Source organism: Microbacterium invictum (assembly GCF_014197265.1).
GTDB classification, from domain to species: Bacteria; Actinomycetota; Actinomycetes; order Actinomycetales; family Microbacteriaceae; genus Microbacterium; species Microbacterium invictum.
The window spans coordinates 1,927,776-1,939,755 of sequence record NZ_JACIFH010000001.1 but is presented as its reverse complement, the minus strand read 5'-3'; the positions used below and the strand labels follow the sequence as shown (position 1 = coordinate 1,939,755).

Sequence of the window (11,980 nt, the reverse complement as noted above, 5' to 3'; positions counted from 1 at the left end):
GACGCCCGCGCGGTGCGGTCAGTCAGGGGCTGGAAGCTGCGAGCTCGCCATACAGATCATCCATTCTGGTAAGCCGGTGCTCCCATAAATGGGTGGCGAGTGCGCGCTGGCGGCCCGCCTCGCCCATTGTGTTGCGAAGGTCGGGGTCCCCAACAAGCTTCCGTAGGGCCACAGCGCAGTCCGCGGCGAGTTGCTCCGGGGACTCTGCCTCCAGGAGGAGCGCGCAGGACGCGTCGACGTTCGCCCCGGGACCGCCCCTGCGGCACAGGATCGTCGGCAGCCCCCACGACATCGCCTCCAACGCCACGTTTCCGCCCGGTTCGCGGTAGCTCGGGAAGACGAAGACATCGGCGCGACGGTAGAACTCGTCGACCACCTCGCGCGGCACGGAGCCGTGGAGTGTGATGCGGTCGCCGAGGCCCAGTTCCGCAATGAGTTCCTCGCACGCACCGCGATCGTTGCCGTCTCCCAGGACGTCGAGGACGACGTCGAGGTCGCGCGCCGAGCTGATCGCGCGGATGACATCGCGGAGGCCCTTGGTGCGTACGGTCCGTCCGACATGCAGCAGCCGAACGGGTCCGACGCGGCCCGAACGATCGACGGGATCATGCACCTTCTCGACGGCTGTTTCGCTGAGGATCTCGAACCGGCGAATGCGCAGGTCTGAGAGGAACTCGCGCACATAGTCGGCGACGCCGACGACGCAGTCCGCCGACTCGTATGTCCGTCTCAAGAGCGGATCGGACCGCATGCGCCAACGATCGAGGCCTCGTAATCGCTGGTACCAGGGAGTGGCGCCTTCCTCGGCCGCAAAGGCCGGCGGGGAGTCGAGGCTACCGCCGACCGGCCCGATCACGAACGGGATGCCGAGACCAGCCGCTGGCGACGGGTACCGCATCGCCACCGGCACCACTTGGTGAGTGAGGTCAAACAGCTCGCCTGCCGCGAGCTGGCGGCGGATCCAGCGTCGTGCGCGAACATAGAAGGGAAGGTACCCGGGTTGCAAAAGGCTGTTCAGGCGCTCGAAGCGCCCGATACCCGGCGGCTCCTGCCACTCGATGACTCGAACGTTCGGGAGCTGCCGCGTCATCGGGGTGTGGCCACGCTTGTAGGTCGTCAGCAACGTCACCTCGTAACGCGTGGACAGACGCTTCGCCCACTGGAACGCGACCCACGCCTCACCGATGTCTTCGCCGTCGCACGCGGGCGCGATCATTAGAAGTTTCTTCATCGATGCTCCTGGTGTCAGCGCGGAAGGATGCTTTCGCCCGCCTTTAGCAGCGGCGGACGCAATGACGGGCGCAGCAGCGCCCTCAAAGTGGGCCAGGACTTGTCGTGCCCGAGGACCGCGCGTCGCAGCTCAATCAGGACGGTCAATCCGTAGTAGACCGATGCGCGGAACGTTCCTGTTCGACGACGATAGAGGCGGATGCGGTTGAGACTCTTCATCGTGTGAGTGGTAGCGCTCTCACCCGACCCGCCCCCGACGTGCATCGCTCCGGCGTCAGGTGTGTAGACGGTGAGCCAGCCCGCATCCTTCGCGCGCAGGCTGAAATCCGTCTCCTCCGAGTAGAGGAAGTAGCTTTCATCCATACCGTCGAGCTGCGCGTAACAACGCGCGCTCACAAGAAGGACCGCCCCGGTTGCCCAGTCGACGGGGCGTTCTGCGGCATACGCTTGTCGCTGTTCGATCCGTTCCGTGAACACGGGCCAACCGGTGAAGCTCAGTCCCCCTACCCGTCCCAAGGTGGGCCCGCGGCGGAGGGTGGGGGACAATCTGCCATCGGCCTCACGTGTACGGGGGGCAACGACTCCGATCCCGGGCCTCCGCAAAACGTCCAGCATGATGGGCGTCATGTGCGCATCCAGTGTCGCGTCTGGATTGAGGATGAGAATCGCCTCTGCAGCCGGCGATGCCGCCACTGCCCGATTCATCCCCGCTGCATAGCCACTGTTGATCGAGCGCACAACTGTGCAATCGTCACGCGAATCGAGAACGCCCAGAGTGCCATCGCTCGAGCCGTTGTCAACGACGACCACCGAGTAGTTGAGATCTCCCATCGCGGCGGGGATGCTGTCGAGGAGATCAACGATATGAGCCTCGCTGTTGTACGTGACCACCACTGCGGCTATGTCCACACTCACGTCTCTCATCGCAGTAGTGCCCCCAATTCGGACCGAGTGTGTTCGACGCGTCTGAGTGCTCCTGCTAGGCCCATCGTGAGAAACAGGGTGCCCATCGTCATCGGAAATGCGAAGGCGTCGAACATGAACAGACAGACGAAGCCGACCAGGATGGCAGCGCACAGCGCAATCGCCAGGTCCCGCGTACCCTCGTCGCGCACAGTAAAGCCGAGCCGTAGCGAGGTGAGCGCGGCGGTGATGCCCAGCGCGAGGAATGCGAGTGTGCCGACAATGCCGATTGTGACCAGGAGCAGCAAGTATTGATTGTCGAAGATCCGATACTTGGGCAGGAATGTCCCGAGCCCGCGCCCAAACCAGGGATTCTGTGCCAAGAACTCCATCGCAAGCGGAACGCTGTCAGTGCGCGACTCGACGCTCGGGTCGTCGCCCGCACCCGTGAACAGTCCGGCGACGGACGTGACGAAGTTCGGGGCTATCACCGCCATGATCAGAGCGCCTGCGACGATCACCCCAAGGACCCTCAACCGGCGGGTCCGGGACCATCCGAACAAGCACACGATCAACCCGATTGCAGCGCCCAGATAGGCAGATCGTGAGGACGTCAGTGGGATGATGGCGGTCAGCGCGGCTGCAGGAAACCACCGCACCAGCGCAGGGCGTTGTGTCTGATAGAAACCGACGTGCAGCGCCAGAGGCAGAAGCATTGCCAGAATGACGCCGTACTCGATGGGATGGATGGCGGTGCCGGCGGGCCGAGGGTACCCTCCTCGAGTGCTCAAGTCGTAGCCGCCCGAGCTGACTAGGCCGGGAATCGTCAATTGATCAACCCACAGTTGTCGAGTGACGACTTGGATGAGTCCGAGCGCAGCGATGATCCCGCCGCACAGCACGAAGCGCCACAGCATTGTGTCAAGCCTGCCACGGTCGGAGATCGCGTCATGGGCCAGGAGAAGTGTCCCTACCCATGAAATGAGTGCGAGGACTGCGACATCAGCTGGGCTGACTTCGTCGCCGCTGATTGGATGTGTCATCGCGAGCGCATAGCTCACGCCGACGCAGAAGAGGAATACGCCCAGCGCAATGCGGATCGGCTGGGACTCGTGGACGATGCGCCGCGGCGCTCCGAGATAGACGAAGATCCATAGTGCCATGCTCCCAAGACCGAAAAGCATCGACGGAGCCCCCGCCGAACCGAGCGGACCGAACACTAGTCGCGACGGAACGAATAGCAGCAACACCAGGTAGAGGGTGAGCCACCCCACCCCGTCCGCGCGGCTCTTCGTTGCGACCGCTTGCTGGATTGACACTTTCAGTTCGTATGCCCTGCCCGGACGGGCAGAGGATATCTGTCGAGCGTGAACTCTTCGTCGAAACCGTCGAGCGAGGAGGCGACCGCCGGCGGTTCGTCGTGGAGATCCCGACGGGCAGGGGCATCGTCCTGGTGATCCGGTTCGTCGCGACCTCCGTGGCGCGTTCGCCCAGCGTGCTTGCTCGACGGCCGTGGATCCTCCGTGGGCGCCGCGCGTCGGGCGCGTCGACGCAGAATCATTCCGTCAAGTGCAAATGCAGCCAACCCAGTCGCGCCGAGCCCAACGGCAATCGCGGCGATCCCGAGGCGTACCGTGCCAGACGAGTCCAGCTGTGGCTCACTGTCGGCTACGAGGGGCATCGAGGTGATGATCGACTCACGCGGGGCATCCACTGCCACCTGTAGTCGTTCGAGCTCGGTTGGCACCCGCTGCAGCAGGAAGTCAAGGGCAGCGGTAGTCGACTCCGCCGACTGGTCGGTGACGTCGATTCCGATGACGGGGCCACGAGTGGTCGCGTCGAGCGCAACGATGAAGTTGGCGGTGTCCGACACTGCCGCCACTTCTTCCTTCGCAGCGGCACTCGCGAAATACGCCACCACAATGCTGCCCGGTTGTTCCAGGCCTCCCAGCGCCAGGAGTGGGTTACCGCCGTCGCCGAGCGCATTTTCACCGGGCAGCAAGAGAACGAGCGCGCGAGCGTTGTACTCGGGCGGACTCATCTCGGTCGCGCCGTAGCCTAGCCCGACTGTCAACGCGAGACCGACGACGACGACGTACCACCGTCGTCCCAGTGCCCGTAATACGTCCAAAATCACAGCAATCCCCCCCCAAGTGCCCTCCCCATCCGGCCGCGCGAGGCTACCGGAATGGCACTAGTCTCATTATCGGGGAAGACATGACGTTTTGGGAACTCTTGCGCACAATCGTGCGTCGATGGCCAGTGGTGCTAGTCGGCGCGGTGGTGACCGCTGCCGCAGCGTGGGGAGTGGTCGCCGACAAGGGTGTGTACTTCACGCGCACAGAAGTCGTGTTCCTTGCACCGACAAGCTCCGAGAATCCGAATGCACTGCGCACCCAATCGGATGACGTCATCATGACAGCCGGATTGGTCGCCAAACGCATGATGGGTGCCGACAATGTGACTAAGTTCGCGTCCCCGGATGTGACGCTGATCGGGCTCGGGGTACGCGACGGGTGGATGATTCGCCTACCCGACACCGGCGGGCAATGGGCTTCGAACTTTGCGACGCAACGTCTGATCCTGGACATCGTCGGGCCGACAGAGGCCGCCGTCAAACGGCAACAGGACCAACTGACGCAAAGGATTGATGACGAGCTATACGCGTTGCATCGCGAACAGAGCGTCGATCCCATCAACGACATTACGGCGATCGTTGCGCCAGAGACGACCATCATCTTCCATGTGGGCAGCAGTCGTCAGCGCGCGCTCGGGATGACGGCTGTGCTCGGCGGTGGCGCCACAGTCGCAGCGGTCATACTCCTCGAGTACCGGCGGCGACGCGCCGTGGCGACTGCGTCTGTCGGAAGCAATGCGGTGACGCGCGCCGCGCCGGCTCTGGTGGAGTGATACGGGTGATCGGCATAGCGCCACCGCGACCAGTCGTCTCACCGATACACCGTGCCGACGACAGTGTCGTGGCTGACTTTCTCGTGGACCATCTCAACCCGCGGGTGTCGCATGCCGCCTGGCGCGCGTTGCTTGCGCCACCGTGGCACCCGCCGGAGATGAACAGTGGCTTCCAGTTGCGTGTCGACGGCGAACTGGTCGGCGTCTACGTCGCGATCTACTCCCGGCGCTCGCGCGACGGCGTCGACCTGGTCGTCTGCAACCTGGGTGCGTTCTGCGTCTTGGAGAGTTTTCGTTCCCACTCCCTGCGCTTGGTGCGCGCGGTCCTGGGCCAGAAGGGGATGCTGTTCACTGACCTGTCGCCCAGCGGCAACGTTCCCGCGATGAACGAGCGACTCGGATTCGCCCACCTCGACACCGGTGCTCGCGTGGTGCTGAATCGTCCTGCGTTCGGCGGGGCCGCGCGTGTCACCGCCGAGCCGGAATCCGTGGCGTCGGCCGTATCGGGGCGTGATGAGGAGGTTTACCGCGACCACCTGGCGGCTCCGGCAGCGCGCCATCTTGTCGTGACGTCGGGAGACGAATACGCGTACATGATTTATCGCCGTGACACACGCAAGCGGGTGCGAAGCTTCGCGTCACCGTTGTATGTGGGGGGTGATCCCTCCCTGCTGGAATCCAATTGGGCGCTGGTGGGAGCGCATCTGCTCCGGCGGGGGATGATCGCAACGATTGCAGAACGGCGAGTGCTCGGCTTCTCTCCCGCGGGATGGGGGCGTCACGTCGCGCAACCGCGCCCGAAGATGTTCAAGGGGGTGGGCGTGTCGGCGTCGGAAGTCGACTACCTCTACAGCGAACTGACCCTGCTCGAGTGGTAGCACCCGAGCAGGGTCAGTTTCGATCAGTTGGCTGCTCTGACGACCGTTCCGTCGTCGAAGAGGTTGTTCGTCCAGGCGGCACCGGGAGCATTGCTATCGAACGATGTGATCGGGCCCCAGAAGCCGCACACGTACCCGCGGCCGCCGTCGCCCATCTCTGTTCCACGCTCATAGATGTTGTTGGTGAACTTCACGTTCTTGGTCTGGCCTGAGAACGGTTTGCCGGTGGTCGCACCGCCGTAGCTGCAGTACCCGCCCGAGCCCGCGATGATGAGATTTCCATCGACTGTGACGTTCTGAACTGGATCGAAGTCGGGGTACCCGGTGATGGCAGCCGAGCATCCGGCATCCGGCGGATAGTCATTGGCGTCGCAGGCGATGGTGTTCCCGACAAGGGTGCTGTTGGTGTTGAACCGGATGCCGGACTCGTGGTGCACGCCAGACCGGTCGTTCATCTGACCGTGGACGTACGAATCCTTGACCGTGCAGTGCGCATAACAGTTGATCGACCGGGTTCCGCCGGTGACCTCGACGCGAGTCGCCGTGAAGTACGCGTCGCCGATACCGGTCCCGGGGCTATTGCCACCGCGGACCTCGCTGTCAGTGATGGTGAATGACCCGACGTTGTCGTTGAAGTCCGCATACACTCCGCCGTTGATCACCGAGTTCGTGATCTTGACGTTCTTGGCGAGGATGCGCAGGTAGCAGTTGACTTCCATTGCATTGATCACGACGCCGGCCGTCTGGATCGTGCAGGGACCGGTGTACTTCGTCAGTGCGGTTCCGGCGGGCACTCCTGTGGTCGCAGATGAGGGGAACGAACGGCCGAGTACGGTGAATCCACCGGTGGCCGGCGGCGTCGGCTTGGGTGCCGTGGTCGGCGTCGGCGTCGGCGTCGGCTTGGGAGCGGTCGTCGCAGTCGGTGTCGGCGTCGGCTTGGGCGCGGTCGTCGCCGTCGGCGTGGGCGTCGGCGTCGGCGTCGGGGCGGTGGTCGGCGTCGGCTTCGGCGTCGGCTTGGCCGTCGCGGTCGGCTTCGGAGTCGGCTTGCCGGCAGTGGCGCCCGTCGGCGCGTAGACGACGTCCACCAGATAGTTCGAGCCCTTGTACGAGAGGTTCGGCGCCTTCCCGGTCTTGCCGTAGCGGTATACGCCGGCACCGGCCTTCAGGGTGAAGCCGTTCTGCTTCTTCACCTTGGTGAGGTCGTTCTCGGTGACCGGATAGCCGCCGCGCGGGGCGTTGTACGACGCGATGTAGGAGGTTCCTGCAGTGAGCTTGACCGGCTCGTTGAGCGACACGGTGCGCCATCCGACCTTATTGGTCTTGGCAAACGAGGCCTTCGCGAGGACCTTGCCCGACGAGGACCACAGCGTGGCACTGGTCACGCCGGTGGCCTTCTGGCCCTGGTAATACTGCAGCGCAGTGACGGTGCCGGACTTATCTGGGCTGAAGCGGATACCCAATTCGACGGCGGTTCGGTCGCTGTCGACAGCGATACGCGGCTTCAGGCTGTCTGAGAAGATGCCTGTTGTCATTGGAGCCGCGATGGCGGGGGCTGCCACGAGTCCTGCGGTTGCGAGGAGGGCGACGATGCCGGCGGCGAGGAGGAGGCGGATGCGGCGAGGGTGCGCGCGAAGTCGTGTCCGCGCGGGCGTGGTGGGGGTGGTCATGTATGTTCCGATCGGGGGGTCGGCAGATTCGGGCCATTGCGAGTATCTCCCACCGGGGAACGGGGGAATACGAGATGAGAGAAGCCTCACCTAGGGGCGCGACCGGCGCAAGAGGCGATCGCGCGATGATCCGGCGGCGCTGGGTCATCGGTGGACTGATCGGGTATCTGGTGGCTGTGGGGCTGATTCTGGTGCTTCCAGTCAGCTACAGCGGCATCGTCCACGCGATCGGGGACACGCTGGCTGACATCGGGATCGGCGGATTCGGATCGGGGTGGGTCGAGTTCACCGCGAACATCGTGATGTTCGTGCCGCTCGGGTTCCTCTTGACGCTGCTGCTGCGACACCACTGGTGGGGGATCGTCCTCGCGATCATGCTGTCAGTTGCCGCCGAGGTGGTGCAGGTCGTGATCCCCTCACGCGAACCGAGTCTGCGCGACATCCTCGCCAATGGCCTCGGTGCTGCCATCGGTGGCGCACTCGCCTGGTTGGTGGTGCTGAGGCGCGACGGGCGGCGCGAGCGAACTACTTCTTCTACCTGAGCCGTTTGACCGCGCTCGCAACGAGGTTGCGAGCCTCGCCGATGCCGGGACGGCTGTTCGAGAAGCCGCGCACTGTCGCCACGGTGTCCTCGGCGGTGACGCTGTACCGGGCCCGGAGCCAGCCGCCGGCGCGCGCCGGAAAGCGATCGCTTGTGTATATCGCGCGGTATCGCGCCTCGCGCAGTCTGCGGAGCACAGTCCGGTCGTAACGGCCGAGCGGCAGGGCGGCCTCGGTGATCGGTGAGCCGCTGGCCTCTTCGAGCGCCTCGCGCGCCACCACGAACTCCCGATGCGACTGGGTGTCGTCCAGGCCCCGCCAAGGGATGTGCTCCCAGCCATGGCTTCCGATCCCCATGCCTGCAGCACGGAGCTCCCGCAGATCGGCCGGGCTCAGGCTGGCGGGATCGTCGAGTCGGCCGGCAAGCACGAAGAAGGTGGCGGTCATGCCGCGCTCCTGGAGGGCGGGCAGTGCGATCTCGGCGTCGGAGCGGTTGCCGTCGTCGAAGCTGAGACGCACGCCGGGCTCGTCGGCCAGCGCATCGAGCACCCCGAGGAAGACATCCTCCGCCATCCAGTACCGCGCCTCGCCCGGCTCGCGCTCTTGAGTGCAGCGGCCGATGCCGTGAAAGCAGATGTGGATCATGAGGCAGGCCTCTCCATGTTCGCCGATGGAGTGTCTCGAGTACTCCGATCCTGGCCCCAGTCGAGTCCATTGGTAGCTCGTCGCCCGCGCTGTGAGGCTTTCAGCGTGATGAAGACGTAGGGCACCGCGGCGAACGCGAGCCGGGGATCAGGGAGGACGACGTCGCGGAGCCACGACCATTTGTCCGACCGGCGCACCGTGGCTTCGATCGCACCGTCAGCTGCGGCCGCACGCATCTGCGCGTTCCCGCGCCGCACCCGGACCAGGCGGTCGATGAGGTTCGTGGTGGTGAGCGGTGCGTCGACGACGATCTCGACGTCAGCAGCCTCGACGCGTTCCGCCTCGGAGAACTGCGAGTCAACGTACAGGTCGTCGGCGATCATCGCGGGGAACGCGCCGAACCGCGCCCGCCCGTCTTCTGACAGGACGATCAGCCCGCGGCCGAAGAGACCCGTCCGGAATACCGGCAGACGCTCGTTGATCGCGAAGTAGGCCTTCACCGGCCACGACGAGGCGCTGGTGTCGATGCGGCGGCGAGGGACGACGGCAAGCGGTCGCGAGGTCTCATCGAAATGAGCCACGAGTCGGCTGATCGCCCCTGGGGGAACCGTGATGTCGGCGTCGAGGTAGATGCGAGGGTAGTCCTGCGCGACATCGTCGGCGGCATTCAATGCGCCCGCCTTGCCCGGCTCGATCCGGTCGATGACCGTGACGCCTCGCTCGGCCGCCACCTCGGCAGTCCGGTCGCGGCAGCCGTTGGCGCTCACCACGACACTGGCCGCCTCGACGCCCGGCTGGGCGAGCAGAGCATCGAGGGTGGCACCGAGGACGCTCTCCTCATTGTGGGCGGCGATGATGACGCTCACCATCACTGTGCCCCCGTGGTGTGCACGACAGACGGCGACCATGCATGCTCGATGAAGACCTTCGGTTCGGTCGACCCGTCGGCCGCCAGTGCCCACACGTCGGTGTCGCCGGCGACGCCCTCCCGCGGCATCCCGTACAGGACCGTCTCGTCGTCCAGCCACTCGACCTGGTCGTCGATGCTGCGCTTCTCCGGAAGCACCGCGATGTCGCCGCTGGCGATGTCGTAGATGGCCGGGGTCCAGTGCACGGTCGGTCCGGACCCCGCCGTCACGCGCTTGAACGCGATGCGGGTGCCGTCCGGCGACAACGACGGGCACTCCACGTTGTCCGCGAGCGTCGTGAGCGTGCGGGTCGAGATCTCGCCGCGCACCAGATACGTCTTCCCCATCGTGGTCATGCCGGCCGTGGCATAGAAGGTGTCGTCGTCGATGAACGTGACGCCCCAGTAATTGCGGTCGACGGGAGCGCTCTCCTCGCCATCCACGATGAGCGTCCACTCCTCGAGGTTTCCGAAGTCATCGCCGTCGGGCGTGTGGATCTTGGTCTCGGTCGAGAACCCGATTGTTGCGTAGGAGTGCCCGGTGACGAACGCGGTGGTCGCGATGAGGTCACCGTCACCGGAGATGCGGGTGCGGCTCGGGATGCCGGAGAGCGGCCACTGGCTGCGTTGCTCGCCACCGGCCGAGTACAGCGTCGCCGTATAAGTAGGGGCGATGCCGCGCACTATTCGCAGGCATGAGACCAGGTCGGTCGTGGCGTCCACCCGATCGCAGGCGATGTCGCTGACGGTGCGCGCGCCTGTGGGATCGTCGAGGGGGACGGATGCCACGTGCCCATAGCCGTCGCCCGATGCCGTGTTCCGGAACACGATGCGGTCGCCGGTCGGCACGACATCGGATGTGGCGACCGCGCTCGGCGCGGACTGCTGCGCCTGGAATCGCGCCCAGGCGACGACGCCGACGACAGTGGTCGCGCCAAGCGCGGCGATGGAGAGGACCGCGATGAGAATCCAGCGCGCGCGCAGACTCATGCCGCCGCCTGCTCTGACGGGGTGCGCTCCGACCGGAGTAGTGGCCGCAGCAGGATCGCGACCAGCGGGATCGCCACGGCGAGCACGATCGCGACGATGATCATCGCCGGCTCACGCCCGGCCGCATACCAGAGCAGGCCGAAACCGGCGGCGGAGACGAACCGGGTCACCGCGATGACGGTCTGGGCGGTGGCGATCGCGGTGCCGCGGCTGTCGGGCGTCGACAGCTGTGACATGAGAGCCGACAGCACGCCGTCCGTGGCGGCGTAGAACACTCCGAGGAACACGAGACAGAGCAACGTGGCTGCGACGTCGGCCATCGGGATCACGGCGATGACGTACGCGGCGAGCAGTCCGGCGTGCCCCCACACGAACACCCGAGCGCGCCCGACCCGGTCCGCAAGGCGACCCAGCGGGATGGCGAACGCGAGGAACGCCACGTTGGTGCCCACATAGAGAAGGGGGAACCACTGCGCCGCGAAGTCGCTGCGCGCCTGCAGGACGAGGTAGACGAACCCGTCGCCGATCGTGACGAGACCGAGGATGCCGGCGGCAGCCAGCACGCGGCGCATCGGGCCACGCACGATACTGCGCCAGTTGACGCGGACCTTCGGCTCTCCGGCATCCACTCGCGTCTTGCGGCTCCGCACGTTCGGCACGATCAGTCCGAGCACGAGCACACCGATCGTGGCGAAGACCAGTGAGGCGATGAAGACGATGTGGAAGCCGTCGGGCACGACGAGCAGAATCACGAAGGCGAGGAATGGTCCGATCGCCGCGCCGATGTTGTCGAGCATGCGGTGCACCCCGAACGACGCGGCGAGGCGTTGCGGGTCGGAGGTGGCGGTGATCAGCGCATCACGGGGCGCGGTGCGGATGCCCTTGCCGAGTCGATCGGCGGTGATGACGGCGCTGAGCGCGGCGAACCCGGTCCAGAAGAGCAGGCCGACGCGGGCGACAGCCGCCAGCGCGTACCCGACGAAGGCGACCCATTTGGGCTGGTCGATCCGGTCCGAAGCGTAGCCGCCGGCGATGCGGACCACCGAGCTGACGCCCTGGTACATCCCGTCGAGGACGCCGAACGCGATCGTGGAGAGTCCTAGGAAGCCCGTTATATAGAGGGGCAGGATCGCCGACACCGATTCCGATGAGATGTCGGTCAACATAGAGACGATGCCGAGCGTCACCACGGTCGATGAGACGGTACGGATGCCGCGTGCCGGGCGAGTGGGCCGCGTGCCGTCGGTGGGTGCGTTACTGTCGCTGCTCTCGTTGCCGACCGGTGAGTTCGTGAAGGAGATGTACACGCG

12 protein-coding genes are annotated in these 11,980 nt (G+C 65.5%); 3 read left to right on the top strand and 9 right to left on the bottom strand.

Annotation, left to right across the window (positions count from 1 at the left end; genetic code table 11):
• Positions 1 to 22 precede the first annotated feature (22 nt).
• From BKA10_RS09185 to BKA10_RS09170, 4 genes are read right to left on the bottom strand one after another with little or no spacing between them, the layout of a single operon-like run.
• Positions 23 to 1,216, bottom strand: coding sequence for a glycosyltransferase family 4 protein (locus BKA10_RS09185; protein WP_241739885.1), 1,194 nt, complete (start codon positions 1,214 to 1,216; stop codon positions 23 to 25).
• A 29-nt stretch (positions 1,217 to 1,245) separates the two neighbouring features.
• Positions 1,246 to 2,121, bottom strand: coding sequence for a glycosyltransferase (locus tag BKA10_RS09180; RefSeq protein ID WP_183499613.1), 876 nt, complete (start codon positions 2,119 to 2,121; stop codon positions 1,246 to 1,248).
• 29 nt (positions 2,122 to 2,150) lie between these two features.
• The gene (locus BKA10_RS16900) at positions 2,151 to 3,452 is read right to left on the bottom strand and encodes an O-antigen ligase family protein (RefSeq protein WP_183499612.1); all 1,302 of its coding nucleotides are present in this window, start codon (positions 3,450 to 3,452) and stop codon (positions 2,151 to 2,153) included.
• A gap of 2 nt (positions 3,453 to 3,454) precedes the next feature.
• On the bottom strand, positions 3,455 to 4,270 hold the full coding sequence (locus BKA10_RS09170) for a hypothetical protein (RefSeq protein WP_183499611.1): 816 nt from the start codon (positions 4,268 to 4,270) through the stop codon (positions 3,455 to 3,457).
• Between the two features lie 146 nt (positions 4,271 to 4,416).
• On the opposite strand from BKA10_RS09170, the gene BKA10_RS09165 reads away from it, so the two are divergent.
• Positions 4,417 to 5,043, top strand: coding sequence for a hypothetical protein (locus BKA10_RS09165; RefSeq protein ID WP_183499610.1), 627 nt, complete (start codon positions 4,417 to 4,419; stop codon positions 5,041 to 5,043).
• Between the two features lie 68 nt (positions 5,044 to 5,111).
• Positions 5,112 to 5,921 (top strand): hypothetical protein, encoded by an 810-nt coding sequence (locus tag BKA10_RS09160; protein WP_183499609.1) that lies wholly within the window; start codon positions 5,112 to 5,114, stop codon positions 5,919 to 5,921.
• A gap of 23 nt (positions 5,922 to 5,944) precedes the next feature.
• Here the strand turns inward: BKA10_RS09160 and BKA10_RS09155 are convergent, their stop codons facing one another.
• On the bottom strand, positions 5,945 to 7,588 hold the full coding sequence (locus BKA10_RS09155; protein WP_183499608.1) for a DUF4082 domain-containing protein: 1,644 nt from the start codon (positions 7,586 to 7,588) through the stop codon (positions 5,945 to 5,947).
• A gap of 125 nt (positions 7,589 to 7,713) precedes the next feature.
• Between BKA10_RS09155 and BKA10_RS09150 the strand changes: the two genes are divergently transcribed.
• On the top strand, positions 7,714 to 8,130 hold the full coding sequence (locus BKA10_RS09150) for a VanZ family protein (RefSeq protein ID WP_183499607.1): 417 nt from the start codon (positions 7,714 to 7,716) through the stop codon (positions 8,128 to 8,130).
• Here BKA10_RS09150 and BKA10_RS09145 read toward each other — a convergent pair.
• Genes BKA10_RS09145 through BKA10_RS09130 form a run of 4 tightly spaced genes read right to left on the bottom strand, consistent with a single transcriptional unit; the run spans position 8,123 to position 11,977 of the window.
• Positions 8,123 to 8,773, bottom strand: a complete 651-nt coding sequence (locus BKA10_RS09145; protein WP_206686479.1) for a polysaccharide deacetylase family protein — start codon at positions 8,771 to 8,773, stop codon at positions 8,123 to 8,125. The genes BKA10_RS09150 and BKA10_RS09145 overlap by 8 nt on opposite strands.
• A complete protein-coding gene (locus tag BKA10_RS09140) occupies positions 8,770 to 9,639 on the bottom strand; it encodes a glycosyltransferase (protein WP_206686480.1) in 870 nt (289 codons plus the stop codon). The genes BKA10_RS09145 and BKA10_RS09140 overlap by 4 nt, the downstream gene beginning before the upstream one ends.
• A 2-nt stretch (positions 9,640 to 9,641) precedes the next feature.
• On the bottom strand, positions 9,642 to 10,670 hold the full coding sequence (locus BKA10_RS09135) for a TolB-like translocation protein (protein WP_183499605.1): 1,029 nt from the start codon (positions 10,668 to 10,670) through the stop codon (positions 9,642 to 9,644).
• Positions 10,667 to 11,977, bottom strand: coding sequence for an MFS transporter (locus tag BKA10_RS09130; protein ID WP_248198837.1), 1,311 nt, complete (start codon positions 11,975 to 11,977; stop codon positions 10,667 to 10,669). The genes BKA10_RS09135 and BKA10_RS09130 overlap by 4 nt, the downstream gene beginning before the upstream one ends.
• Positions 11,978 to 11,980: the final 3 nt, after the last annotated feature.